25 protein-coding genes are annotated in these 26287 nt (G+C 60.0%); 9 read left to right on the top strand and 16 right to left on the bottom strand.

What is annotated here, in order from left to right:
- Window positions 1-166: 166 nt before the first annotated feature.
- Window positions 167-1765: a carbohydrate porin gene (locus HB676_RS06550; protein WP_213736888.1), complete on the bottom strand. Its 1599-nt coding sequence runs from the start codon at window positions 1763-1765 to the stop codon at window positions 167-169.
- A gap of 155 nt (window positions 1766-1920) precedes the next feature.
- On the opposite strand from HB676_RS06550, the gene HB676_RS06545 reads away from it, so the two are divergent.
- On the top strand, window positions 1921-2082 hold the full coding sequence (locus HB676_RS06545) for a hypothetical protein (protein ID WP_213736887.1): 162 nt from the start codon (window positions 1921-1923) through the stop codon (window positions 2080-2082).
- Window positions 2083-2156: 74 nt separating this feature from the next.
- Here HB676_RS06545 and HB676_RS06540 read toward each other — a convergent pair whose 3' ends face one another.
- A complete protein-coding gene (locus HB676_RS06540; protein WP_213736886.1) occupies window positions 2157-3740 on the bottom strand; it encodes a CoA transferase in 1584 nt (527 codons plus the stop codon).
- A gap of 488 nt (window positions 3741-4228) precedes the next feature.
- On the opposite strand from HB676_RS06540, the gene HB676_RS06535 reads away from it, so the two are divergent.
- Window positions 4229-4666 carry a hypothetical protein gene (locus HB676_RS06535; protein ID WP_213736885.1) on the top strand — a complete coding sequence of 146 codons (438 nt, stop codon included), beginning with the start codon at window positions 4229-4231 and terminating at the stop codon, window positions 4664-4666.
- 245 nt (window positions 4667-4911) lie between these two features.
- Here the strand turns inward: HB676_RS06535 and HB676_RS06530 are convergent, their stop codons facing one another.
- Complete coding sequence (locus HB676_RS06530; RefSeq protein WP_213736884.1) at window positions 4912-5826, bottom strand: LysR family transcriptional regulator; 915 nt, start codon at window positions 5824-5826, stop codon at window positions 4912-4914.
- Between the two features lie 152 nt (window positions 5827-5978).
- Between HB676_RS06530 and HB676_RS06525 the strand changes: the two genes are divergently transcribed.
- The 4 genes from HB676_RS06525 to HB676_RS06510 are packed head-to-tail and all read left to right on the top strand — an operon-like array spanning window position 5979 to window position 10262.
- Window positions 5979-6971: a tripartite tricarboxylate transporter substrate binding protein gene (locus HB676_RS06525; protein ID WP_213736883.1), complete on the top strand. Its 993-nt coding sequence runs from the start codon at window positions 5979-5981 to the stop codon at window positions 6969-6971.
- Window positions 6972-6985: 14 nt separating this feature from the next.
- On the top strand, window positions 6986-9067 hold the full coding sequence (locus HB676_RS06520) for an acetate--CoA ligase family protein (RefSeq protein ID WP_213736882.1): 2082 nt from the start codon (window positions 6986-6988) through the stop codon (window positions 9065-9067).
- Window positions 9064-9876 carry an enoyl-CoA hydratase/isomerase family protein gene (locus HB676_RS06515; protein ID WP_213736881.1) on the top strand — a complete coding sequence of 271 codons (813 nt, stop codon included), beginning with the start codon at window positions 9064-9066 and terminating at the stop codon, window positions 9874-9876. The genes HB676_RS06520 and HB676_RS06515 overlap by 4 nt, the downstream gene beginning before the upstream one ends.
- Complete coding sequence (locus HB676_RS06510; RefSeq protein ID WP_213736880.1) at window positions 9873-10262, top strand: hotdog domain-containing protein; 390 nt, start codon at window positions 9873-9875, stop codon at window positions 10260-10262. The genes HB676_RS06515 and HB676_RS06510 overlap by 4 nt, the downstream gene beginning before the upstream one ends.
- A 53-nt stretch (window positions 10263-10315) precedes the next feature.
- Here HB676_RS06510 and HB676_RS06505 read toward each other — a convergent pair whose 3' ends face one another.
- The 9 genes from HB676_RS06505 to HB676_RS06465 form a co-directional block, all read right to left on the bottom strand.
- Window positions 10316-11488, bottom strand: coding sequence for a fumarylacetoacetate hydrolase family protein (locus tag HB676_RS06505; RefSeq protein ID WP_213736879.1), 1173 nt, complete (start codon window positions 11486-11488; stop codon window positions 10316-10318).
- A 77-nt stretch (window positions 11489-11565) separates the two neighbouring features.
- Window positions 11566-12495, bottom strand: a complete 930-nt coding sequence (locus HB676_RS06500) for a dihydrodipicolinate synthase family protein (protein ID WP_213736878.1) — start codon at window positions 12493-12495, stop codon at window positions 11566-11568.
- A gap of 39 nt (window positions 12496-12534) precedes the next feature.
- Window positions 12535-13701, bottom strand: coding sequence for a glycoside hydrolase family 88 protein (locus HB676_RS06495; protein WP_213736877.1), 1167 nt, complete (start codon window positions 13699-13701; stop codon window positions 12535-12537).
- Between the two features lie 81 nt (window positions 13702-13782).
- Window positions 13783-14229: a MaoC/PaaZ C-terminal domain-containing protein gene (locus tag HB676_RS06490; RefSeq protein ID WP_213736876.1), complete on the bottom strand. Its 447-nt coding sequence runs from the start codon at window positions 14227-14229 to the stop codon at window positions 13783-13785.
- A gap of 49 nt (window positions 14230-14278) precedes the next feature.
- Window positions 14279-15376, bottom strand: a complete 1098-nt coding sequence (gene ugpC / locus HB676_RS06485) for a sn-glycerol-3-phosphate ABC transporter ATP-binding protein UgpC (protein ID WP_213736875.1) — start codon at window positions 15374-15376, stop codon at window positions 14279-14281.
- A gap of 26 nt (window positions 15377-15402) precedes the next feature.
- Window positions 15403-16206, bottom strand: a complete 804-nt coding sequence (locus HB676_RS06480) for a carbohydrate ABC transporter permease (protein ID WP_249780090.1) — start codon at window positions 16204-16206, stop codon at window positions 15403-15405.
- A 5-nt stretch (window positions 16207-16211) separates the two neighbouring features.
- A complete protein-coding gene (locus HB676_RS06475) occupies window positions 16212-17066 on the bottom strand; it encodes a sugar ABC transporter permease (protein ID WP_249780089.1) in 855 nt (284 codons plus the stop codon).
- 51 nt (window positions 17067-17117) lie between these two features.
- Window positions 17118-18413, bottom strand: coding sequence for an extracellular solute-binding protein (locus tag HB676_RS06470; RefSeq protein WP_213736872.1), 1296 nt, complete (start codon window positions 18411-18413; stop codon window positions 17118-17120).
- Window positions 18414-18483: 70 nt separating this feature from the next.
- Window positions 18484-19677 (bottom strand): CoA transferase, encoded by a 1194-nt coding sequence (locus HB676_RS06465; RefSeq protein ID WP_213736871.1) that lies wholly within the window; start codon window positions 19675-19677, stop codon window positions 18484-18486.
- A gap of 200 nt (window positions 19678-19877) precedes the next feature.
- On the opposite strand from HB676_RS06465, the gene HB676_RS06460 reads away from it, so the two are divergent.
- Window positions 19878-20981, top strand: coding sequence for a LacI family DNA-binding transcriptional regulator (locus HB676_RS06460; protein WP_213736870.1), 1104 nt, complete (start codon window positions 19878-19880; stop codon window positions 20979-20981).
- On the opposite strand, the gene HB676_RS06455 is transcribed toward HB676_RS06460, so the two are convergent.
- The gene (locus HB676_RS06455) at window positions 20978-22174 is read right to left on the bottom strand and encodes a glycoside hydrolase family 88 protein (RefSeq protein WP_213736869.1); all 1197 of its coding nucleotides are present in this window, start codon (window positions 22172-22174) and stop codon (window positions 20978-20980) included. The two genes, HB676_RS06460 and HB676_RS06455, sit on opposite strands and share 4 nt — an antisense overlap.
- Before the next feature lie 107 nt (window positions 22175-22281).
- On the opposite strand from HB676_RS06455, the gene HB676_RS06450 reads away from it, so the two are divergent.
- The gene (locus HB676_RS06450; protein ID WP_213736868.1) at window positions 22282-23064 is read left to right on the top strand and encodes an enoyl-CoA hydratase-related protein; all 783 of its coding nucleotides are present in this window, start codon (window positions 22282-22284) and stop codon (window positions 23062-23064) included.
- Between the two features lie 468 nt (window positions 23065-23532).
- Here HB676_RS06450 and HB676_RS06445 read toward each other — a convergent pair whose 3' ends face one another.
- From HB676_RS06445 to HB676_RS06435, 3 genes are read right to left on the bottom strand one after another with little or no spacing between them, the layout of a single operon-like run.
- Complete coding sequence (locus HB676_RS06445) at window positions 23533-24081, bottom strand: YceI family protein (RefSeq protein ID WP_213736867.1); 549 nt, start codon at window positions 24079-24081, stop codon at window positions 23533-23535.
- Window positions 24082-24092: 11 nt separating this feature from the next.
- Entirely contained in the window at window positions 24093-24656 is a 564-nt protein-coding gene (locus HB676_RS06440; protein WP_213736866.1) for a cytochrome b, read from the bottom strand.
- Window positions 24653-25261 (bottom strand): YceI family protein, encoded by a 609-nt coding sequence (locus HB676_RS06435; RefSeq protein ID WP_249780088.1) that lies wholly within the window; start codon window positions 25259-25261, stop codon window positions 24653-24655. The genes HB676_RS06440 and HB676_RS06435 overlap by 4 nt, the downstream gene beginning before the upstream one ends.
- A 63-nt stretch (window positions 25262-25324) precedes the next feature.
- On the opposite strand from HB676_RS06435, the gene HB676_RS06430 reads away from it, so the two are divergent.
- A complete protein-coding gene (locus HB676_RS06430) occupies window positions 25325-26206 on the top strand; it encodes an IclR family transcriptional regulator C-terminal domain-containing protein (RefSeq protein ID WP_213736865.1) in 882 nt (293 codons plus the stop codon).
- Window positions 26207-26287: the final 81 nt, after the last annotated feature.

Here is a 26287-nt window from a genome sequence, read left to right as displayed (position 1 = left end):
TACCCAGCGCAATCATGATCGTGATTGCGGCGCCGCTGACCAATCCAGTCGAGCGGCAACCGTCGGATGACCAGGAATGCAAAGACGATGAAATGATGCGGCCGATACAGCCCAAGCTTCGTTTTGTCGTGGGGAATGAATTAAGGTTCGTAGGGCATGGCTTGGTTCACCACGCCACAGTAAGGCGGGTCTGTAATACGTCGGCGCTGGTGTGTTGCTGCGCGACTTCGGCGCTCAGCGGATGCCAGATATGCTGATAGCTCGGGATCAGGCGCACAGCCGGCGTGATGGCGAAATCATAGAAGACTTCCATCCCGGTCTCGTCGCTTGCGGAGGAAGTGCCCCGCGTGAGCTGCACGATGTCATTCTTGAAGTCGTTGCTGATCTGATTGTAGTAAACGCCGATGCCGAAACTGTCGTATTGCCTCGCCTCGAACAGTCCATGAGCAAACAGGGCGATACTGGCATCGCGCGTGACGGTGTTGGTTTCCTCAGGCGCATATCCGACCCGCGCAAAGACGCCGATGCCGTTGACCACCTGCCCGCTCTTGAGTTTTGCCGCGACGGTTGCCGGATCGTCCTTTACAAAAAGATATTGCGAGACATTGGCGATTGCGAACCAGCTTTCACCCTTGAAGTTGGTCGGTAAGCCAACGAAGGAATTCGCGCCGAGCAGCCCGCCGACGGCCTGAGTCACCGCCGGCAAAGAAGTCAGACGACCGAACGGCATTTCCAGATCAAGCTTGGGCTTGTTGGACCAGTTGAACGCGGGCGAAAATTGCCCCGGCAGTCCCCCGACATTATACGACGTGACCGACGTCAAATAGAGATTGACGCGGTCGAAGGCGTTGGAGGCGAGATTGTCCGCCTTGGTATTGGGATCGAGCACGCCGCCGGCGATCGCGAACTGCGGACTGAAAGCCCACACGCCCAACGCGGCGAGCGCCGTCGGATCGTAGAAATTGGTCGTCATCGGGTTCTTGTTAAAGTTGAAATTCGAAAAATAATATTTGTAGCTGTTCGCGAATGACGTCTGATCGGGGATGAAGACGTCGCTGATCTTCCCCAACACGACGCTGAATTGCTTGCTCAACGCCTGGACCAGAAAATATTCGGACGGAAGAATGTTGTTGGCGAGCAGCGGATCGGGCAATACCAGGCCGGTGTATTGAGGCACGAACGAACCCGCCGTGAACGTATTTGGCGGATTGTCTCCGGTGCGGGACTGCGCGGTGAAATGGATCAAACCGCCGGACCAGAGACCGGCCCGGCCGGTGTCCACATTTATCGAAATCTGGGTGTTCTGAACGAATGCGCCGCCGGTCTTTAGGCCGCCGGAGGTGACATCTTGATAGTAGCTCGTCGAGTAGATATCGAAGAAGAAGCCTTTGCGCGCCAGATCCGTTCGCGCGCCGCCCCAATCGCCGAGTAATTGCGTGCGGCTCCAGATGTCGCCGGTGACGGTTCCCGGCAGTCCGAAGACGGGCGCGTTGTTGAAAAAAGGAATCAGGGCGGGCGCCACGTTCGCCAGCGACACCTTGTCCGTCGGAACAGGCCCGAACGGGTCGGCCGCGGCGGGAACGATTTTACCGGAGGACACCGCGGGCTTCCGAGCCTTGCGGGGGGGCAGCGGCGGCTTCTGAGATTGACCCGGCGTTTCACCGGCGAGACGGCCAAACCCGTTCAGCCCCTCGTCGGCGCGAGCCGCCGTTGCACACAACAGCAGACCAACCGAAAGGCCAAGCCCGATATATTTTTCTTTCATTGACGCCACCCCGTTCGACACTGCTTTCGCTTTTTCGGGGTCTACTGCGCGCGGAGCGGGGTTCTGAATCAAGAGCTACAAATTTCGATAAATCATTCCAAATCTCCAACAACTCTAGCCACTTCCGCACAGATGCGATCGAGCGGCGGCAAGCGTTGGATCGCGAGCCGGTCGAACGGGAACTCGGCAATCTCAAAGCTGATATCGCTGCAGCGCCACTCGACTGGCGCAACGAGCAGGCGCGCCTCAACGCGCGAAATTCACCGAAGAAATTCGACACCACCGACCTGCGGCGAGCAAAGGTGCTCCTCGCATAATGGGAGAAAGAATGAGGGCAAAGAAGCCGATCGGGCCATGCTGTTTTCTCATTGCCGCCGCGGCCAAACCCCGTTCAGGCGCGGCTCGCAGCAATAATTTCGAACAACTGTTTGGAGGCGAGGCTGAGCCCGCCTCCGCCGTCACCGCGATCCTCGATGCCGTGTCCTGGCACCAGATTTCTAATGCCTCCGAGTCGGGCGACACGCGACGGGTAATGCGGCAGGTCATCCGATGCGCCGGCACCCGTCACCTCCGACCACGTCGTTGTATCCGGATGGCTTCCGGGAATTCCCGTGGGCAGCGTCGCCATTGAAGGTGTGTGGCTGAATTCGACAGCCGATGCGAGCCGGGTGAACGTCCCCAGCGGCGTCACCTGATCGACGCCGTGATCGATCATATCCTGCACCGATACCGGCGCGTATGCTTCGGCGTTGCGCGGCTCGACGAGTGTGACGGCCATTGCGGCGCAGCGCGTCAGCGATGCGCTCACATTCCAGTAGCCGCCCCTCTCTTCGCGCTCGGCGAGTGCCGCAATCGCGCCGATCGCGGCGAGATATCCGGTCATATAGTCGTTGATCAGCACGGAAATCAGCGTCGGCGCCGTCATGCCCTCGGAATTGGCGTGCATCAGGCCGGAAACGGCCTGACCGATCTGCTCGAAGCCTTTTCGGTCATGCCACGGCGTCGAGGCGGAAGCATACGAAGCACCGGCATAAATCAGACCGGGATTGATCTGGCGCAGCGCCGCTTCATCCAGACCAAGGCGTTCCAGCGCGCCCGGCGAATTGCTGTTGACAAGCACGTCGGCGCCACTGAGCAGTTCGATCAGACGCGCTTTACCTCGGCCGCTCTTGATATCCAGCAGAATGCTCTTCTTGCCCCAGTTGACATCCAGCCACAGCGGCAGCACCCAGTCGCCGATTGGGGGCTGCACCTTGATCACCTCGGCGCCCTGCTCCGCCAGCAGGCGTCCGACAGTGGGACCGGCAACGAGATGCGCGAGTTCGACCACTTTAACGCCTTCGAGCGGTCGGTGCCTTGCGTTGCCAAGGCGTCGATTGCCCGCATTTCCGCGTTGGCTGATATCGATCATGGGAAGCTTAGCTGTCGCGGCACCTTGCGGATGCGCCAGCCATTCGTCCGGGCTGCGCACGATCCCTGCCGGAAGACGGAGTGCGGCCATCTCGTCTTCGATTTGCTGCGCCGGCTTTTTCTCGATGGCGGCTTGCAACGCGCGGGCCGAGTTTGGACATTGAAAATACTCCAGCAAGGCGTCGCGCAAATGCGGATGGAGTCCGATGACCGTGACATGACGGCCGTCCTTGGCGCGATAGGTTCCGTTGTCAGGCCCGATCGGCCAGGTGTCCATCAGGCAGCCATAGCCGTTCAGGAATTGCAGCTGGCCCGAATTAAGAAGCAGCCCACAGCGGCGACGGTTCAGCTTCATCGTTTGCGCCGGGAGGCCGCGCAAGACACCGATACGTTCAACCACCGAGCCAAAGGCGGCCATGATGCCGGCCGCGAAATCGTGCGCCTTGACCGGGCTGATCGTATAGGACAGCCCGGCTTCAACAGTAATTTTTGCGGGGTCGATTGAAAACGGCAGCGCTTTTGCGACCGACTCGAATGCGATCCTCTGGAAGGTATTATTGATCATCCGATTACTCTACGGTTCCAACGAAACATACGAAGCTTCAACACCAGTCAATTGGGACCGGTGGACGTCCGGCTCGGAGCGGTCATGGAAACTCTCGGATTGGAGCAGGTCGACAGACGCCACAAACAGTAACGTCGATCCTCAACGCCGCTCGTATGTCCCCAGTTCGCTGCTTCCCGTTGCGTTGCTACAATCTTGAATGCACCGCTTCGAGTTAAGCTAGCCAAAGATCGCCAAATCGCACCAAATGCTGCTGAACCATACTTCCGGCCGCAACGGGTTCTCGGAGGCAAAGCTGGTCGCCTCATCGCCGGCAGCAACCGAGCATCCAGCCTGACCGTAAGCTCGAACCTCCACGGCTGTGCAATTGCCACATGCGTCGGCCGAATGCGGCGGCCTTTGCAAGGATTTGGCGCGATTTATTCGGCCGGGCTGTTGCAATGATCGAGACTGCCCTGCGGAAGACGCACACCGAAGGCGGATAGCCCATGAACGGCAATATCGAAAAACTTCGCGAGGATCTCTGGTTGAACGTTTCCGGGATTGCAGCAAGCTTCGATCGCTTCAATTTTCTGATCTATGAGAGCGAAAGCAACGACGAGGCACAATTGCGCGAGCGACTGGGCCAAATCGAGGATGGCGCAGAGCAAAACCGCGCGCGGACCATCGCCGCGCACAGCGAGTTTGAGCGATGGATGGACGAGGAACGCAACGAATCGGCCGAAAGGCTCGCCGAATGGAAGCAGAAACGTCAGAGCGGCCAGTTGCACGCGCGCGCTGATCGCTGCGAACGTTGCGCAGCCGTTGCGGTCGAGATCGCACTGCTGGCCATGGACCAGGCCGAAATGATCATTGTCCGGGCGCTGCTGGCCCGAACCGAAGCGATTTCCGTTCAGATTCAGCGCGGCGACAAGGCAGGCACCTGATGCGGCAACGCAGAGACGTATCGGCTGGTTGTGAAGAGTCCAAGTCCGACGAAAAGGGAAATATGCCAACGAGACATTTCTCCGCAGAAAGGACGCGGAAGAATGGGGCGTCGGTATCGAGCGCCGGATCGAACGCCAGAAAACAACAACGACACATCAATCTCGCGACATCCAACTCTTCGGCGATCTTTGGGTGCAAGCATGGACGGCATGGCGTGGCATGCCGAATACGACTGACTTTACAATTAAATGATATTATCCCACGGCGGCGAAGATGAAATGATATTCTGTAGCGTTTCCAGCAACCATCGGACACGCGGTGTGTTCTGCCGTCCGGGCAGATACACGACCCATATCGGAGTTGCGGGAGCAATGTGATCTTTTAAAACGATCTGAAGCGCGCCGTTACGAACAGCGTCGCAAACGATGTAGGTTGCAAGCATCGCAACTCCATGCCCTGCGACAGCAGCGTCGAACATAGCCTCCACGTTGTTGATGTTCAGGCGGCCGGACACATTTTTTGAACCTGATCCGCCTTCTGCAGCAAAACGCCATTCGCGATAGTGACCGCTCCAGCGCGTCGCATAGCCAATGCAGGAATGAGCGTTAAGGTCGTCGGGCGTCTGAGGGATACCATGCCGTTGCAAGTAAGCGGGCGCGGCACAGGCAACGAAGCGAACACCGCACAGGCGCCGTGCAAGCAGTCCGGAATTTGGAAGATCGCCAAAACGGATAACGGCATCCATTCCTTCCTCCGCCAGATCGACGTTACGTTCGCCGAGTTCAACATCGATCAGCAAATCAGGGTGCTCGTCCATCAGCTCAGCAAGTACCGGAAGCACAACTCTTCGCGCGAACCCGACCGGCATATGGATGCGCAATCGTCCGCGCGGAATGGCCGTTGTGTGTGCAAGCCGCATCTCCGCAGCCTCGACATCAACGAGAATTTGCCGGCAGCGCTCGAAGAACTCAAGGCCATCATTCGTCAAACCGACACGTCGCGTCGTCCGGTTCAACAGGCGAACGCCAAGATCGCGTTCGAGTCGCAGAATAGCCTTGCTCACCGCTGATGCGGTCAGCCCAAGCCGGCGACCGGCTTCCGCAAAATTTCGGACTTCCGCCACGCGAACGAAGACTCGCAATGCGTTGAGGTTTTCCATTGATCCGCAGCCCAGCCGGAAACGCAGGAAGCGCCCGCCTTGCAGACTTACATTAGTGAATTTGGTTCATTAGTGAAAGTCGCGCCGGCGCATTTTTCGAATAGCGAAACCCTCCTATGCTGGGAAGTAATAAATAATCAGGGGAGGAAATGATGCGGCATCCGCTCCGGAATTCCGCAATAGCGGCCCTGCTGGCGGTGACCGCGCTGCTGGCGTTGCCCGCCAATACGGGCGCGCAGGACTATCCAAGCAGGCCCATCAAATTGCTCGTTCCGTTCCTCGCGGGCGGCCCGACCGATGCGCTCGCCCGCGTCATCGGGCAGGCGCTGGAGAAAGATCTCGGGCAACCAATCATCATCGACAATCGCGGCGGCGCCGGCGGTCTCATCGCCATGGAGTGGACCGCGACCTCGGCCACAGACGGCCATACGCTGTTCTTTGCGACCACCGGAACGATGTCCATCAACCCCAGCCTGTACAAGTCAGCGAAGGTTGACCCGCTCAAGGCTCTGGATCCGGTGGCGACCATCGCACAATCGTCCAACGTGTTGGTCACCATGCCCTCGTTTCCAGCGAACAACATCAAGGATCTGATCGCACTCGCGAAGGAAAAGCCGGGGACCCTGACGTTCGGCTCGGCAGGCCCCGGCAGCACCACGCATCTCGCGGGTGAACTACTCAAGATGCAGGCGGGCATCGCCATTACCCACGTACCGTATAAGGGAACCGCCGCGGCTCTCACCGATCTGCTCGGTGGGCAGATTTCGATGGTGTTCGACACCATTTCCGGCAGCATCGTTCAATACATCAAGTCCAATCAGGTGAAGGCGATTGCGGTCACCGGCGCAGCGCGCAACGACGCGCTGCCTGACGTTCCGACCATCACAGAAAGCGGATTGCCAGGCTTCGAGGTGACCACATGGTACGGGCTGGCCGCACCAGCAGGCACATCGGTCGCGATCATTGACAAGCTCAACGGCGCAATGAAGCGCGTCCTGGCGCAGGACGACGTGCGGAAAAAGCTCGCCGTCTACGGAGTCGCGCCGTTCCCTGGCGGCACGCCTGCGGATTTCAGGGAACTCATGAAGCAGGATTCGGTGAAGTGGAGCGACCTGGTGAAAGCAGCCGGCGTCGCGATTGAATGAGGTCACGCAGTACTATGAACGAATTTTCGCTCTCGTCTCTTACACCGAAGTCCGTCGCGGTCATCGGCGGATCTGATAACCACAACAAGCCCGGTGGTCGTCCGATCTACTACATGCGCAAGTTCGGGTTTAAGGGAAATATCTTTCCCGTAAACCCAGCCCGCACCGAGGTGCAAGGCCTGCGCTGCTTCGCTGGCGTCGATGACCTTCCGGAAAAGCCGGATGCCGCCATCATCGCGGTCGAAAGCAGTATGGCCGTGGGTGCGGTGGCCCAATGCGCGCGGCGCGGGATTGCCACGGCGATCGTCATGACCGCCGGCTTTGCCGAAATGGGAGAGGAAGGTGCGCGGACGCAACGTCGGATGGTAGACGACGCCAACGCGCACGGCATGCGCATCGTCGGACCGAATGCCCAGGGCATCGCCAATTTCGCTACCGGCTCGGTACTCAACTTCAGCACTATGTTTATGGATATCGAGCCCTTGGACGGGCCGATCGCGCTGGTCAGCCAGAGCGGTGCGGCAAGCGTGATGCCCTATGCCAATCTGCGTCAGTCAGGGATGGGTGTGCGCTACCTGATCGCAACGGGAAACGATGCCGATCTCGGCGTGTCCGAATTGACGCGGACGGTTGCGGCCGACCGCGAAATCAAACTCATCCTCGTCTACATGGAAGCCGTGAACAATCCTGGGATGCTGGCCGACGCGGCCCGCATCGCCGGCAGCCACGGAGCAAAAATCGTCCTTTTGAAAGGCGGCAACAGCAAACGTGGGGCCCTTGCTTCGGCAACGCACACCGGCGCATTGATGGTGGATGACGGTGCGTTCGACGCATTCCTGCGTCACCACGGGATCTGGCGTGCACGCGACATCCACGAAATGGTCAATGCGGCGCCGCTCTATCTCGCAGGCTTCGATCCCGGACGCGGGCGCACTATCGTCATGAGTCACTCAGGCGCCGTGGGCGTCATGTGCGCAGACGCGGCAGAGCGGGCGGACCTCGCGCTGGCGGAACTGTCGCCGGAGACCCTTGCGAATGTTGACCGGGTACTGCCGAATTTTGGCACCGCCAGCAACCCGCTCGATCTCACTGCGGCGATGCTCGGCAAAACGGAGATGTTCCCGCAAGCGCTCGATGTCCTCGGCCGGGATCCGCAAGGCGACATGTTTCTCATCAGCATTCCGGTCGCGGGACCCGGCTACGACGTGCCTGCGATCGTCGATGCCACCAAGGCGTTCTCGGAAAGCCAAAGAAAGCCGCTCGCGGCGAGCGCCCCGCAGGACTCCGTGCGCAACGAATTCAAGCGACGCGGCGTCCCGATCTTTCGCAATGAGATCGACGCCATCAATGCGCTGGGCCAGTACTCGGCCCACATGCGCTGGCGTCCAAGGCCTGACAGCGAGGTCTCGCGCGCAGCAAATACGGCTTCACATCATGGCCTTCTCGACGAAGCCGACAGCCTACGCCTGCTTCGGGAAGCGGGAGTACCCGTCGTGCCACATGCCGTCTGCGGCATCGCGGAGGATGCCGTGGCGGCCTTCAGCAAATTCGGCGGCCGTGTCGCCGTCAAGGGCTGCGCGGCAGAGGTGGCGCACAAGACCGAACACGGGCTTGTACATCTCAATCTTGCCACCGCAGAGACGGTGCGGACAGCGGCGGCCGATTGTCTTGCGAAGCTGGCCGCGTTGGGCGTCAAGCAACAGCAGGTGCTCGTTGCACCCATGATCAAGGGGCTGCATGAATTTGTGCTTGGCGTCCTCGTCGATCCCACGTTCGGGGTCGTCGTTTTGATGGGCGACGGCGGAACGCTGGTAGAGGTGCGCAAAGACATCGTGTCATTGCTGGCGCCATTCACGCCGGAGGATGCCGTGGAAGCGCTTCAGCGACTGCGAATAGCACCGCTCTTCGCCGGCTTCCGCAACATGCCGCCGCTCGATATCGGCGCATTGGCAAAGGCAGCCGTGGCTCTGGGCGACTTCGCGCTCGCCCACCGGAATTCACTGCTGTCCGTAGACATCAATCCGATCGTCGCGCTGGCAGCCGGAAAGGGTGTCATGGCACTCGACGCTGTCGTTGAATTCAAGGTGCGCCCATGACCGCCGCGCCACTTCTCGTCGATATCGAAGGCAACGTGGCCGTCGTCACGTTGAACCGGCCCGACCGACTCAATGCATTCAACCAGGCGATGCGCGAGGCGCTCATCGCGGAACTGGGCCGCCTCAATCGCGACGACGCCATCCGCGCGATCGTGATCACGGGCACCGGACCACGGGCCTTTTCGGCCGGGCAGGACCTCGACGAGGCCGGCTCGCTCGACTGGACCCAGATCGCGGCACGTCATCACGTCCATCAGGCGACCTATCAGGCCGTACGCGATCTCGACAAGCCGTGCATTGCCGCGATCAATGGCCTCGCGGCTGGCCAGGGCTTTCAGGTCTCGCTCTGCACGGACTGGCGCATCGCTGCACCCGACGTCCGCATGGGGCAACCTGAGGTTAAGGTCGGGCTGGGCAGCATCGTCGGCTCGTTCTTCATGTCGATGTATGTCGGCATGACGCACAATGCGCAGATGTCGCTTTCCGGTGATCTCATTACCGGCCAACGCGCCTATGAAATCGGCCTGCTCACGGAACTGACGCCTGCGGGCGAGGACACTCTGGCGGTATCGTTGCAGCGGGCAAAGCAGCTTGCCGCGCTTCCTCCCACGGCCATCCGGATGACCAAAGAGCGCTTCCGTGCGCTCACGCAGCCGGGATTCGAAGAGGCCTGCATCTTCGGCATTCGTTCGCAGCTCGAATGTTACGCCAAAGGCGAACCACAAGAGACGATGCAGGCGTTCCTGCAAAAGCGGCGCGATCGCCAGGCCGCACGGATGGAAGATAAAGACGGAGGCACATCGCGGTGATACCTGCGGCCTTGCCGATCGGCACAAGCATTACGCGCGAGTGGATCGTAGAAGCCGGCGTTACGGTAGCCGCACACGGGGCGGTGGACCTCCCGGTTCTGGCGACGCCCCATTTGATCTTCATGCTGGAAGATACTTGCGTGTTTGCCACACAACCTCACCTCGATGAGGGTTATCTCACGGTCGGAACAGAGGTTCATGTTTTTCATCTCGGCGCCGCAAAGACGGGCGAACGGATCGAGACCTATGCCGAGCTCACTGCCGTCAGGGGGCGGCGGCTCGCGTTCAAAGTCGAAGCGCGCTGCCGCGATACGGTGATTGCACGTGGAACGCATGAGCGAGCCATCGTGAATGCGGCCGAGTTTATCAGGAGGCTGAATGTATGACCTGCCAGCAGACGCAGGAGGAGACCCTCTTCAATACGCCGTCTCAATACGACTCAGAGATACTTCCTGCTGGAGAGATTTTTCATCATCGCGCCGAGACCGAACTGCCAATGTTCACATTCGTCGCTTGGAAGCATACGATTGGTCAGCTTACCAAGCTTCGGCGTCATGATCGTAACGATATCGCCACGCTTGTGAGTAAACCCTTCGCCCGCCACATCCCGATCCTTGATCGGGGCAAACATGGTGCCGAGAAAGAGCGCAAATCCATCCGGATACTGATGCGTAGGTCCAATCGTTTGTGAAACAAGGTCTTCCGGATCCCGGCTGATTTTGCTGATGGAGGAATGACCATCAAGAGTGAAGCCATCCTCGCCGACGACCGTCATCGCCACATCCATCCCGCGCACATCGTCGAGACTGAAACTCTGGTCGAACAGGCGAAGAAATGGCCCGATCGCGCAGGATGCGTTATTGTCTTTGGCCTTTGAGAGCAGCAGTGCGGACCGTCCTTCGAAATCGCGAAGGTTGACATCATTTCCGAGTGTCGCGCCGACGATACGGCCGCCGCTCGATACGACAAGCACGACTTCGGGTTCAGGGTTGTTCCAGCTTGATTTCGGGTGAAGACCGGCATCCATCCCGGTGCCGACTGACGACAGAACCGGCGCCTTGGTGAAGACCTCCGCGTCCGGGCCAATTCCGACTTCGAGATACTGGCTCCATGCCTGCTGCGAAATCAGCATATCCTTCAGGCGCATCGCCTCGGCGGACCCTGGCTTCAACTTCGATAAATCGTCACCGACGAGCCGCACTACTTCCGCCCGGATCGCGGCCGCCGATGCCGGATTACCGCGGGCTCTCTCCTCGATCACCCGCTCAAGCATGGATACCGCGAAGGTCACGCCGGCGGCCTTGAGCACCTGAAGGTCGATCGGCGCCAGTAGCCAGGGCTTTGCGGAATCGCGCTTGTCCGGCGGCGTGTTGGCGGCGATGCCGTCGAGATCGCCGATCCTGGTACCCTCGACATTCCGTAGCGCGCCGGCCGGATCAGCTTCCTCCGCAAGTGTGCTCACGGTCGGAAAACGCGATGTCACATCATACACACCGCCGTCCCGGACCGTCACAACGGAGGGACCTGACGCAGAGGCAAGCCATACACGACCGACCAGCGCGCCGGCGGTTCCATCATCCGGCAGTATGGATGCTGCGTTCAAGGATATCATCGCCGGTCCTCCCCCTCGTGTTGTTGGCGGGTTTCATAGCATTTTCGGGTCGGCAGTCGCCAGTGCCACGGGTGGAATCAACGTCCCCATCGCAAGGCGATCGGATCGGCCTCGCGGGCAAGCTCGATCAGTCCGGCGCGGGTGCGGGGATGGATCTGGTCCAGCGGATGGCGGACCACTTCCGACCTGATGACCCGGCCCTCCGCCATGACGCTTTTGGTCGCGCGCAGACCACACTGGCGATTTTCGTAGTTGATCAGCGGCAGCACGCGCGCATAGGCTTCGGCCGCCTGCGCACGTCGGCCCGCCCGATGGTTGTCGATCACCGGGCGCAGCAGATCGGGCAGAAGCGCGCTCGGCATCGTTCCGGTGGCACCGGCATCGAGATCGGCCATCATGGTGATGGCTTCCTCGCCATCGAAAGGGCCGACGATCGTATCGCCGCCGGCCTCGATCAGCGCCCGCAGTTTCGCCGCAGCGAACGGCACCTCGATCTTGAGATATTGCACCAACGGCACCTCGCGCGCCAGGCGCGCGAGAAATGGCACTGACAGCGTCACGCCGCTAAGCGGAGCGTCCTGCACCATGATCGGAATGCCAGCGGCCTCGGCGACGCGGCTGAAGTGTTCCAGCATCCCGGTCTCGTCAGCCTTCAGGCCTGCGCCGTGATAGGGCGGCATCAGCATCAGCAGGTTGGCACCGCGTTGCGCGGCGTGGCGGGCACGTTCGACGGCAATGCGGGTGCTGAAATGGCTGCACGTCACCATTACCGGCTTCCGTCCAGCCACATGTGACAGGCAGAGATCGACCAGAATATTGCGTTCCTCATCCGATAGCAGGAATTGTTCGGAGTAGTTCGCCAATATGCAGATGCCATCGACGCCCTGATCGATCATGCAATCCAGCACGCGGCGCTGGCTCTCAAGATCGAGATCGCCGTTTTCCGCGAATGGCGTCGGCGCGACCGGAAACAGGCCGTGGTAGACCGGCGTCGCAGCTTTCGTCATGGGCTTAACTCCGCAATCAGGACGCGATGACGTCCGGGCCTATATTTTATCCGCTTCGACCAGACCATCGAGCACGTTCAGCGATTCGAACAGATAATAGGAGCCGAAGATGGTTTCCGCACTGGTGGCGGAATCCTGGGCGCGGGCGTCGCGCCGCTTGTTGAAACAGGCGCCCACCAGCATGCCGCGCGGCCTGCTTTCATGGTCGCCGACCGGCGTGAGATAGCCGTCCACCAGTGCAGCCGCGGTCCGCTCGCCGGCGCTGCGATATCTGGCGCGCAGTTCTTCGGAAGGCGCAATCTGGCCGAGTTTGAGCAGCGCAGAGCAGACGATCGCCGTCGCGGCGGTGTCGGTCTCGGTGTTCGGAATCGCGGGGTCGTTGAAATCCCAAAACGCGATCATGCTGTCCGGAACATTCGCAAGCCACCAATCGGCTCCCGCGATCAATTGCTCCATCCAGCGTTTTTCCTGCGGCCTGTGCGCGAGCGCGATGGCGGCATAGACCAGGCCCCAGGCCTGCGCCCTTCCCCATACGCTGCTGTCGCTGAAGCCCTTGTGAGTGAAATGTCGAACGATGCTGCCGTCGTTCGGGTTCAATTCGCTGGACTGCACGATCGAACCGTCCGGACGCATATGAACGTCGAGAACACGGGTGGTGTGTTTCGCCGCACACGTCGCGAAGCTCGAGTCGCCGGTTTTTCTGGCGGCCCAAAACAACAATGGGATGGCCTGCAGGGAATCGATACTGCTGAACGATCCGCCGACGTCTTCCGATTCCTCGGCATCGCCGCCGAGTGGAATGAGCCCCAGCCTCTCGTCGAATTGCCCTTTCAGCGACGTCGCGGCTTCGAGCGCAAGTTTGGCTGCATCCTCGTCATGGCAGAGGATATCTCCCAGCGCCGCGCCGTAATAAAAGCCGAAGCCCTTGAAGGCGGTCTGCAGCTTCGCCCTGGGTTTGAGCCGCCCGCTCCACAATCTCGCCGCCTCGAGATATTTCGGATCCCGGGTTCGCCGATAGGCCAGCCACAGCATTCCGGGCCATGCACCGCCGGTCCAGTCGCCGTCCGCCGTGGTGGTCCAGACCCCGGTCTTTGCATCAGCCCAATGTGGAAACCGGCCGTCGAGACTCGTCAAAGTCTGGTCGATCCGGCTCCGGACCTGATCAATCGCCGCCGACCATCGGCTGCCGTTGGTTACATTGCTCATCTGAATTGCTCCGGCGTTTCCCTTGATACTTCCCGACGCGGAATCCGCCGCCCCAACGCGGCGGACGCATGGTCTGCGCCGTCAGCGCTGGCTCACATTGAGTGTCCATTTTGTGATGTGCTTGCCGACGGCGACAAGGTCGCCGTTCTGATTCTTGATTTCGATGTTGGCAAGCGTCCTGCGGCGTTCCTCTTCGATCTCGGCGATGACGTAAGTCACCGTCACCGTGTCACCGAAGAACACCGGCTTCAAAAACCGAACGCCGTCGTAACCGAGCGAAACCGGCGTCGAGTCGATGCCCTTTTTGAGGCTTTCTTCGATCATCCGGGTTGAAGCCGTCGACATGAAGCCGACCATCAGCGCGCCGTGGGCGATACGATGCCCGTAGATTGAATGGCTCATGAATTGTTCGTCGACATGATTTTGCGAGAGGTCGCCAGTGAGCCCGGCGAACATATAGACGTCCGACTCGCCGACCGTCTTGGAGAACGTGACGGTGTCGCCGATTTTCGCATGCATGGCAGTCATTTCATTCACCTTTCAGAATACTTTGGAAACATAACGCGGAAAGATTCGGTTACCGCAGCGCGGCCTCCGTCTTCGCATCGAAGAAATGCAGGGATTTCGGATTCATCCACATCGAGACATTTTCGTGAACCGCGATCGGGGTATCCGGCGCAATGCGCGACGCCATGATGGTGGCCCCCGCCGCATTTACGCCGACGACCAGTTCGGCGCCCAATTGCTCGGTGACCGCGACGTCGCCGGTAAAAGCGGTGTCGATGTCCGCCGGCGGCGAACCGAGATGGATGCTTTCCGGCCGCACGCCCAGCGTCACGGACGTCGCCTTGCAATTCCGCAGCAACGCGGCGGTCTGGTCGGAGATCCGGATGCTGAAATCCCTGGCTTTCGCGCGCAGCCTGCCCTGCTCTTCGACAAGGTCGACGTCGATGAAATTCATCGCCGGCGATCCGATAAAGCTCGCCACGAAGCGGTTTGCCGGCTGGTTGTAAATCTCGAGCGGGGTTCCAACCTGCTGGATCCAGCCATCCTTCATGACGACCACGCGGTCGCCCAGCGTCATCGCTTCGACCTGGTCATGGGTGACGTAAACCGACGTGGTCGGAACGCGCTCCCTGAGGCTTTTGATTTCCAGACGCATCTGCGCCCGAAGCTTGGCATCGAGGTTCGACAACGGCTCGTCGAACAGGAACACCTGGGGGTGTCGGACGATACAGCGGCCGAATGCGACGCGTTGCTGCTGCCCTCCGGACAGTTGAAATGGCTTGCGGGTCAACAAAGGCTCAAGGCCGAGCATCTGAGTCGCGCGCGCAACCTCCTTGCGAATCTCGTCCTCGGGAACCTTTCGGTTGCGCAGACCGAAGGCCAAATTGTCGTAAACGGTCATCTGCTGGTAGAGAGCATAGTTCTGAAACACCATCGCGATGTCGCGATCTTTCGGAGGCAGATCGTTGACGATCTTGCCGCCGATCGAAATCGTGCCGGAACTGATGCTTTCCAGTCCCGCGATCATCCGAAGCGTGGTGGACTTGCCGCAGCCGGAAGGACCGACAAGTACGACGAACTCCCCGTCCGGGATCGTCAGGCTGACCCCATGGACGACGGACAGCTGGCCGTACTTCTTTGCAACGTCGCGCAAGATGACTTCTGTCATCGTAATCCTCTAGTTGAGCCGCCTGGTCACATACGAAGTCCGCGGATGACGTATTTCTGACCGAATATCGTGACGAGCAACGCCGGCAGCATCGCAATGACCGCCGTGGCGCTCATCAGATTCCATTCGGTGCCAGTCTCGGTGACGAACTGGGCCATGGTCGAAGTGATCATCGGGGTTCTCTGGCCGGTCAGGATAAGAGCGAACAGGAATTCGTTCCAGGTCGACAGCCAGCACAGGATCGCGAGCGCAGCTATTCCCGGCATCGCCGACGGCAATGCGACGCGATAGAAGGCTCCCCACCTCGTACATCCGTCGATCAGCGCCGCGTGCTCCATCGACGGGTTGATGCCGTCGAAAAACCCTTTCATGAGCCAGGAAAAGAAGCAGACATGGACGGCGATATGCGGGAGCAGAAGCCCGATATAGGTATCGTAGATGCCAAGGCGGGTGTTGACGAGATAAAGCGGCAGCACCCACGAAATGTAGGGAACGGTCCGGAAAATATAGATCGTCGCGAACCAGCTACGCTGAATCCAGCCTGAGAATCGCGACAGCATGTAGCCGCTGCCAACAGTGATGCCCAACGAAAAAATGGTCGCAAGGCTCGATAGCACGAAGCTGTTGAACATCGCCTTCACGACTTGCGACTGCTGCATCACGTCGACGAAATTATGCAGGGTGAAGGCGGTCCCGCGCCAGATATAATAGGCGCCCGATGCCGGCCGCACAGACGTCAGAACCAGTATCGCCACCGGTCCCACGAACAGCACGAAGATCGCCAGTATGCCGATTGAAAATACGCCGCGGCGAAAAGCGGCTGCGAGCATCCCGATCATCGCGACCTGACCATGGTTCGGTTGACCAGGCGATAAAGACCGACGCCCACGAGCAGCATGATGATGGCGCCAGCGCCTGCCGCGGCCGCACCCCGGCCGAAATCGAGATTCACGAAAGCCTGCACATAGACATAGACGCTGAAGACCTCCGTGCTGCGCGCCGGACCGCCGCCGGTCAGGATGTAGACCTGATCGAAGGTCCGGAACGCGTCGATCGAGCGGATCAGAACGCAAACGGTGATGACGGGCCGCAACATCGGCAGCGTCACATGGATAAAGGTGCGCCACGGCGTCGCAGCGTCGATCTTGGCGGCCTCAAACTGCTCGGGCGGCAATCCCTGCAATGCCGCCAGAAGGATAATCGTGAACCATGGCGCCCATATCCAGATGTCGGTGAGGATGACAAGCGTAAAGCTGGGCCAACGATCGGACAGCCAGGCGACTTCCGGTAATCCGAGATACGCCAGGAACGTAGTGATCACGCCGAACTGGTCGTTGAACGACCAGCGGATCATGGTCGCGGTGATGACCGGCGCGATGGTCAGCGGCAAAAGAATGACGGTGCGGACGAGCGGCCTGCCGAAGAAGGACTTGTTGAGAAGCGACGCCAGGCCCAGCCCCAGAACCAGCGATACGGATACCGAGCTCACCATCAGAATAAATGTATTGGGCAGTACGATCTTGAGAAAAACCGGATCGGTAAAGACCGCCACATACTGGCTGAGACCGACCCAGGTCTTCAGCGGATTGACCAGCGACCAGTCGCGAAAGCTCGCATTCATGCCGACAAGGATCGGAATGATTTGAAAGCAAACAAGAACGACCGCCGCCGGAGCGATGAGCAGAAGCATGAAACGCTCCTGCTCATCCAATCGGCGCCTCGTGGCAGGCTTTTCCATCGGCTACTTGGTCGCGGCGCCGGCTTGAATGGCGTCGACCGACGCTTTCAGCACCTGGGGAATGTCCGCGCGGCTTCCTTTCATCGCGCGGATCATGGTGTCCGAATAGATCTTGTGCACCGTGGACCAGTTCCGGAAATAATAGGCGTCGTGAACGTGAGCCGACTTGAACAGGATATCGTATAGCTTGCGCCAGCCGGCATCGTTCTTTTCGAGCGTCGCCCACACTTCGGTGTTGGGCGGCGGGCCACCGGTCTGATTCCACTGCTCGATCTGGCCGTCGGCATCGCTCAGCATCGCGCCCAACAGCTTCTTGGCAGCCACTTTGCGGTCATCCGGTATCGTCTTCGGAATCGACCATCCCCAGATATCGATCCAGGTCCGGCCGCCGGTGCTCATCGGTCCCTCCGGGAAGCGGGCGATGCCGACTTTGCCGGCGACGGTGGACTTCTCCGGATTATTGAAGGTGCCGAGGAACGTGGTATCGGCGACCGTAAAGGCGGAATCGCCAGCCTGAAATATCGCGTTGGCCTCGTCGCGCGAATAGGTCGTCATTCCCGGCGGGCTGATCTTGTCTTTATTCAGAGCATCCCACCAGAATTCCGCGGTCTGGATCTGGCAGGTGGAATCGATCATCGGCTTCCATCCGCTCGCCGCGAGCTTCTTGTTGTCGCGCTCGTAGGCCGGGCCGTAGATATCGCAATTGTTGTTCCACAGCGTCCACCAGAAACTGAAGAACGTGTTGGTGTAGCTCATGCCGCCGACGTAACCCCATTTGACCTTCTTTTCTGTCTGCAGCTTTTGACTGATTTTAACCAGGTCGGCCCAGGTCTTCGGCAGGTCCGCCTCGGGAATCAGATCGGTCCGGTAAAACAGGATGCCGGCCGTGGTCGTGATCGAAACCGCGGTGGTCTTGCCATCGGCGTTGTGGAACGGCTCCAACTGCCCTTCGGCGGCGTTGCGTGCGTTGGTCACATCGTCCAGCGGCTCGAGATACTGCGCGAGATCCTGGCCCCAATCGTCATTGTTCCAGACGATGTCGCATTGATCCGTGGCGCCCGACGATAGCATCTGGGTAATCTTCGGCAGGTACACCGAATAGGAAGTCAGCGTCTTGTTGATCTTGATACCCTGCTTGGCCGCCCATTTCTCCAGGATCGCGACGTTTGCGACCTGGACCGGGTGATTGATGTAGCAGACGTTGAGAGTTGTTTCGGCTCGCGCTGGCGACGCCACCGCCGCGCAGGCTAAAATCCCCGTCAGCGCGAGGGTCCGCCGTATACCGGTCTCGATGCTCATAGACTTTTCTCCCGTTGCGCGCCGCCGATTAGTTCGGCAGTCGACTGGTTTTTGTTTGAGCCGGTGCGCCTCAATTCACGGCGCCGATCACACCCTTCGCCCGGAGCGCCCGACGCTGATCGGCGTCGTAGCCGAGTTCACCGAGGATATCGTCCGACTGCGCACCAAGTTTTTGCGGCGGCAGCCGGATCGAAGGAACCTCGCCGTCATAACGGATCGGATGGCTCACTAATGTGACCGGAGTTCCGGTCGCGCCCGCCACGGTCTGAAAACTGCGATTGTGGATGACTTGCGGATCGACCACGACATCGGAGTAATCGTTGACACGGGCGTGCCAGATGTTCTTGGCCGACAAGGTGGCCAATACGTCGGCGGTGGTTCGCGCTGCGAGATTCGCCGCAATCGCAGGGGTTGCCTCGTCGCGCCGGCTGAAGGCCGCGCTGTCGGGAATGCGCTGCTCCGACGACAGACCGAGCGCATCGCCCAGCACATCGAGAGAACCCAGCGAGATCGCGACGTGACCATCCTTGGTGGCATAGATTCCGTAAGGCGCGCCGTAATACCACCCGGCGATCGGCCCGGGCTGCCGGACGTCGTCCGGAACCTCGCCGTTGAGATAACAGGTAAAGGATTCCATCTGCAGATCGAGCGCGGCCGAGAGCAGGCTCACATCGACGCGGCAGCCCTTCCCGGTTTTCGATTTGCCGACCAGAGCGGCAAGAATTCCGGCTGCAAATAGCGCGGCGCCGTGATGATCCACGGCCGACACGCCGACCGCCCGCGGTCCATGTTCCCGGCTCCCGGTGATCGTTGCAAGTCCGGACAGCGCCTGCACCAGCAGGTCCTGACCCGGCCGATTAACGTAAGGGCCGTCCGCGCCATATCCTGACGCCGCGGCGTAGATGATGTCCGGCTTTATCCGCTTCGCTTCTTCGTATCCCAGGCCAAGCTTGTCCAGCACGCCCGGCCTAAAATTTTCGGCGATCACGTCCGACGTTGCGATCAGCTTCCTGGCGATGGCCACCGCTTCGGGCTGCTTCAGGTCCAGCGTCAAGCTTCGCTTGTTCCGGTTGCCGGTTAAAAGCAGCATGGTCTGACCGTCGACCTGCTTGTCAGCGCCGCCCCATTTTCGCTGAAACGCACCGTCCGGCGGCTCGATCGCGATCACATCGGCGCCGAGATCAGCCAAAAATTGAACGCCGACCGGTCCCATCAGAAAATGGTTGAAGCTCAGCACCCTGACGCCCTTCAGGAGATCGACCATTATTGCCTTGAACTTTCCCTGCCCGGCGCGCGATAACCGCCCGCTCGTTTTCTGAAATCGATTTCAGAATAGCTGTCTTGTTTGCGGAGTCAAGCAGACGCGGTCGCGCACCGTCCGATTTCGGCGGGGATCATGGACCCGGCACGATCAATCGTACATAGTCGCAGCCGAGCCTTTCAATTTCTGAAACCCGAATTCGAATGAGCAACAAGCAGCGCCCTGACGCTCCGGCCAGTCGTCATGCCGCGAAGGCCAAGATCGAGGACGTCGCCAGGGAAGCCAGCGTTTCTCCCGCGACGGTCTCGCGCGTTCTGAATCATCCCGATATCGTACGGCCCGAATTGCGCGACAAGGTCGCGAGGGCCATCGCCACGCTTTCCTACACCCGCGACAGCGCCGGACGTGCCCTGAAATCCGGCCGCATGCGAACCATCGGCGCCATCGTGCCGACCCTGGGATTGAGCATCTTTGCCGAAGGCGTGGAAGCCCTGCAAAACCGGCTCAGCGAAAGCGGATACACGCTATTGATCGCCAACTCCCAATACGACCAGCGACGCGAGCTGCAGGAGTTGCAGAGCCTGATCGAGCGCGGCGTCGATGGAATCGCGCTGGTCGGCGGGTCGCACGGTCCGGAATTAAGGGCCCTGATCAAACAGGCCGACGTTCCCGTCATCACGACCTACGTCACCAAGGGACAGGCCGGAATACCCGCCATCGGCATCGACAACGAGGCGGCGACGGAGGAACTGACAAAATTCCTCCTCGAACTTGGTCACGTCTGTTTTAGCGCGATCGTGAACATTCCGCCGTCCAACGATCGATCGCGGGCCCGTCTCGAGGGAATTCAACGCGCATTGTCGCGCGCCGGAATCACGCTGCAGCCAAGCCAGATTATACGGGCGGATCACTCGTTGGCGCAGGGTCGCAGCGCCCTGCGCCAGATCATCACCGAGCATCCGGATACGACGGCGATCATCTGCACCACGGACACCCTGGCCATCGGGGCCATGGCCGAAGCCAGAAAAATGGGACTGAGCGTACCGCAATCCCTGTCCATTACCGGGTTCGACGACGTCGAACTTGCAGCCCAGGTTGATCCGCCGCTAACGACGATCAGCGTTCCGGCCGCGGAAATCGGCCGCGGCGCGGCGGATTATCTTATTAATGCGATCGCCGGGATGGCGATTCCGCGCAGCGTCCAGGTCCCCTACCGGCTGATCATCCGATCCTCGACCTCCAAGCCGCGCACTTTCGGGACGACGTCCCGAAAACTGATCGGCAAAAAGAAGGCCGAGAAAGCCTAGGATACAAGGACTTTTGGTACCGCTCTCAGCTTTCCGGGAAGCACCGCGCTGCACAACGCCTCTACAAAGAAAAAATCGCCGAACATCACCGCGCTGTCCACACCTTCGTCGTGCGGCCTGGAATAGCATCCGTGGCGAAGAAGCCCGCGGTGCGCATCCTCCGTCGCCAAATGGTGCTTGCAAAGCTCAGTCAGGATATCGAGCGCGTGTTGTCGCCAACGCGCGCCCTTCTGCACGTCGGGATGCAGCGCGCCCATGTCGAGCAGCGCGGAAGCCACGATCGCCGCAGTCGATGTATCGAGCGGCGCATTGGGGATCGATGGATCGTCGAAGTCCCAGAACGGAACCAACGTCGGTCCGGTCCGGGCGACATAATAGTCGGCCAGCCGTTCCGCGAGATCAAGGTAGCTCCGCTTGCCGGTGGCTTCCGCGGTCCTGACATAACCATAGATCGCCCAGGCTTGACCGCGCGACCAAGCCGACTCGTCCGCATACCCCTGAAACGTAAATCCGCGATCGCGGCTTCCGGTTGCGAGGTCGTATTCCACTGCGTGATAGGTGGAGTTGTCGGGGCGGATGAAGGCCTTTTGCGTCATCAACGCGTGGGCTTCGGCGGCCAGCGTGAAGCTGGCGTCGTCCCGATATTGCGCCGCCCAGTACAGCAGCGGCAAGTTGGCCATCGTATCGATGGCGGACGAGCGACGGCCCCGCAGATCGTCAAGCGGTCCCCACGCCGAAATATAGCTGCCCTGCGGGGTCATGATCAGCCGCCGCCGCAATCGGTCGGCCGCCTTGGCCGCGATCTCCGCATGGGCGGAGTCGCCAGTGATGTGATAGGCCGCCACCGCGCTCGGGTAGAATATAAAGCCGATGTCGTGGGTATTGCCATCCGCGGCGCGCGGGGCCACCAGCAAAAGCCGCTGGGTCGCGATGTCGAGATACTTTCGGTCGCCGGTTCGCAGATAAGACACCAGCAGCAGCGCAACCCAAAAACCGCAAAACCAGTTGCCGTGACTCCAGTTCGCTCCGCTGTAGCCGGCCGACACCGAGGCCGGAAGAACTTTCCAGGCTCCGGAGGGGGACGTGACATAGGGAAAGTTGATGCCGAGGGCAGGCTCGTCCGCGAGGACTTTCCTCGCACAAAGATCCAGCGCCTGCAGGAAAGCGTTCTGAGCGGTCGGTTCCAAATCCATGGGCTCACCTGGCATCCCGGCAACCACCCGATGGGCCGCCTCCCAAAATCGCTATTGCAGAAATCGATTTCAGTGTAAACTGTTCGAACAGGATTTAGGAGGCGAAATTGAGCGATCTTCCCGAGCTGGTGCTTCGCGGCTCCCCCTCTCCGCATGTCGTCCAGCTCACACTGAATCGGATCTCGAAGCGGAACGCGTTGAGCAACGAACTTATCGTGCAGCTTGCCGCCGCATTGCGCACCGCCGCGCTGGACGACTCCGTTCGATGCGTCGTGATTTGCGGCGGTGACGGATTCTTTTCCGCCGGCGCCGACATCAAGGAAATGCAGCAGCGAGGTTTCGAGGCAATCGACAACCCGGTCCGCCGCGCCGCATGGAGGGATATTTCCGGCTTCGCGAAACCATTGATCGCCGCGGTCGACGGCGTTTGCTACGGCGGCGGGCATGAACTGGCTTTGCTCGCCGACATCATCATCGCCGGCGCCGGCGCGACCTTCGGTCAGCCGGAAATCAACATCGGAATTCTGCCCGGCGATGGAGCAACCCAGCGCCTGACGCGTGTCGCGGGCAAATCTCTCGCCATGCTCATGATGCTGACCGGCGAGCCAATAGACGCAGCTACCGCGTTGCGGGCCGGGCTTGTTGCCGAAGTCGTGGAAAAAGGCCAAGCCCTTTCAAGGGCGATGGTGATCGCTGAGTTGATCGCCACGAAGCCACCTCGCTCGGCCGAACTTGCCAAGGCATCCGTGCTGGCGGCCTATCACACCACGCTCGATACCGGCCTGGAGTTCGAACGCCAGGCCATTCGATACGCGTTCACGACCGAAGACCAGACGGAAGGCATGAATGCATTCTTCGAAAAGCGTCCGCCCAAATATTCGGGGCGATAGTGCACTGAAACATTGAAACGGGTTAAGCGCTACACGCCTGCCTTTTTGGATGGCGTCTGCTTCCTGTATCGGTTGTACCAAGGTGAATAGTCATCGATTCACTGAAGGGGGCCATCAGCATTGGTCTTGATTTCGCCACGCGGTCGGCCGCCGACTGTCCCACCGTCAAAAGGGGACGAAGCACGACAGACTGAATGTTGCTTGCGTTCGCCAACTGATCGAGGCGCGTTCGGTGTTGGTTGCGCCCGGTGCCGTCGTTCAGCGCCTTTCCCGGGTTCGAACGGATTGACCGCCAACGTCCTTTGATACAGCTTTCTATTTAGAGGCTCAAAAGCCATCACCCTCGACCACGATGTCGATTTAGGAGGGCGATGCTCCACCCTTGCTGCTATCGCTTGGCAACCAATGAATGTCATGGGGACATAGCGCTGATTAGCCGCGAGCGCTTTTGCGCGCGCAATCGTATACCTAGGTCTTTCGGCGGGCCTGGAGGTGTATGATAACCGCGACTTTCCGCCCCACGATGTCCGAAGCAGCCCAGGCCCCCTGTCCGACGCCGAATGCATTGCGGTCCAGTTCGAGACGACCATCCATCACGGCCGTATCGTCTTGCAGGTCGAGGGTGAACGGCAAGGAGATGACCTGTTTCAAATCCCGCAGAGCCAAGGTCCCCTTTGCAACGAAATGCCTGTCGTCGACTGCCTCGAAACGGTCGGCGTCGAAAACCGCCTTGGGAAAACGAGCGGCATCGAACCAGTCCGGTTTCGGAAGTTCCTGATCGCGATCCGCCGCGCCGGTCGTTACACTGAGGATGTCCACAACGACGCGAACCTTTGACGCTGGCAGGTCGTTACGATCAAACACGATATCTGCATCGAAACGCCGAAATTCGCCTTTGACCTCTCCGCCGGCTTGTGTGACCTCGAATGTCAGCTTGCTGGCCGCCGGCTCAAGCGTCCAACCAGGCGCGGCGGAGCTTCGATCGAGCGATGCCAACAACAGCATCGCGATAAGCAACGATTTCCTGATCATGCCTGCCTCCGTTTCCAGATATCAAAGGCGGGCAACATCCTCTGCAAGACCGAATCCCGCTGCACGAATTGGTGATAAAGTACGGCCACGATGTGGATCCCCATCAGGCCCGCGAGCATCCATCCGAGCAACCAGTGCATCGCCCGCCAGGTGTCTTTCGCGACCTGATCGGCCTCGATCAAGGGAGGCATGCTCGCGAAACCGAAGAACGAGAGCGGAAATCCGACACTCGAATTGTACATCCACCCGCTGCAGGGCAGAGCAAACAGCAGCAGATAGAAAAGTACGTGCGTCGCGCGAGCCGCATGCTGTTGCCAGCGCGGCGCATCTGGAAGGGCGGGCGGCGTCCGGAATCCACGCCACAGCAACCGAAATATCACGGCGGCGAGAACGAGAAGCCCGATCGATTTGTGAAGAGCATAGGCCTCCATCTTCGCCGGACTGAGCTGCATGCCGACCATGCGCCAGCCGATAACGAATAGCGCAAGAATAAGGACTGCGGTCACCCAATGGATGGCAATCGCAGTCCCGCCATATCGCTCGGACGACCGTGCGCTCATGACGCACCGAACTCGGCGTCGATCGTAATCGTGACGTCGTCGCCAACCATCGGCAGAAATCCGAGGATCTGGAAGTCACTGCGCTTCACCAGCCCGGTAGCGGAGAATCCCCCGCGTTGAGCTCCCGTGATGGGGTGCTTGCCCTTCTTCACCAGGACCACGTCCAAAGTCACGGGACGGGTGATACCGTGCAGGCTTAGATCACCGGTGACCTTGGCGGTTGTAGATCCGGTCCGCTCGATCTTCGTCGAGACGAAGCGCATCTCCGGGAAGTGCTCGACGTCGAGGAATTTGTCGCCCTTCACCGAATTCGACCGGCCCACATCGAACGCATCGACGCTCGCCGTCTTAACCACGACCTCCAGCCGGCCGGCTTCGGGAGACGTCTCATCCAGCACGAGGCGTCCCTGGGCCTCGCGGAAAATACCCCTGCTCGTGGAAAATCCGAGGTGGTTGAGCGAATACATGATCGACGTGTGGGTCGAGTCCAGGTCGAACGTTTCTGCTCGAGCGGGCAACGTCGCCAGCGCCAGCACGAGAACGCTATTTCGAATTATTTTGAACATCAGAGCCCTCTTTCTTTTTCGGGAAACGGTGCGGATCAACTTTTTGGCCTCGCAAAAATATCGCGATATCTCGCTATAATCTCACTATGTGGGATTTAAAAGTTGATTATTTGTAATAAATCCCATATCGTTGCCCGCGTATTCATGAAAGGCCCCTGTCACATGGCGGGCACAGGCTCGATTCAACACCTCTCGCGTCTTCTGGATCTCTTCGGGGACGACCGCTGGCTCGTGACCATCGAGCAGGTGATGACCGAACTCGAATTGCCTAGAAGTACCGCCTACCGCACCGTGAGCGCCCTTGCCGGGGCCGGCTTCCTGGATCGCGTCTCCGACGAGGGTTATTCACTAGGGCCTCGCATCCTCCAGCTCTATCGCCAGCTTCAACTGGGCGATCCATTGCTGCAGGTGGCGCGGCCAGTCTGTGCGGCACTGGCCGCCATCGCTCCTCAGGGAAGCGCGGTGATTCTTTGTCGGTCTTATTTCGATGGAGTCATGTGCGTTCATCAAGAGAGGACGCCGGGTCCTCAGGAGATCGTCAGCTATCAGATTGGACGACCGATGCCGCTCTATCACGGCTCGTCTTCCAAGACCGTTCTGGCGGTGCTGGAGCGCCCGCGCCTGTTGAAGCTCTACACTCGGGATGCGAACCAGATTCGAAAGGCAGGCTTCGGCGGGGATCGCGAGGCGTTCCTCGCCAATGTGAAGGCGATCCAGCGAGCCGGCTACTACGTCGCCCACGGCGAGGTGGACCGCGGCCGCGTCGGCATATCTTCACCATTCGCAGTGAAGCGATTTGGATTGACGGGATGCATCAGCATCGTTCTATCGGAGGCAGCCGCCACCGAAGAAAACGTAAGCCGTGCGATCATCCAGGTTTCGACTGCCGCACACGATACCACACGACGCCTCGATGCCTGGAAACCAGAACGGGCGACAGTCGATGGTGAGCCTCGTTCGGCGGGGCGGCGTCGATCCTCATAGAGGGCTGACGCAGGCTTCCGGGTATGAGCCCTCGCAGGGGTGAGAGACACGGGCTGCTGGCGCGGCAGCGAAGACCAACAA

It is taken from the genome of Bradyrhizobium sp. dw_411, assembly GCF_018449695.1.
GTDB lineage: Bacteria > Pseudomonadota > Alphaproteobacteria > Rhizobiales > Xanthobacteraceae > Bradyrhizobium.
This window is presented reverse-complemented; position numbering and strand designations above follow the sequence as displayed.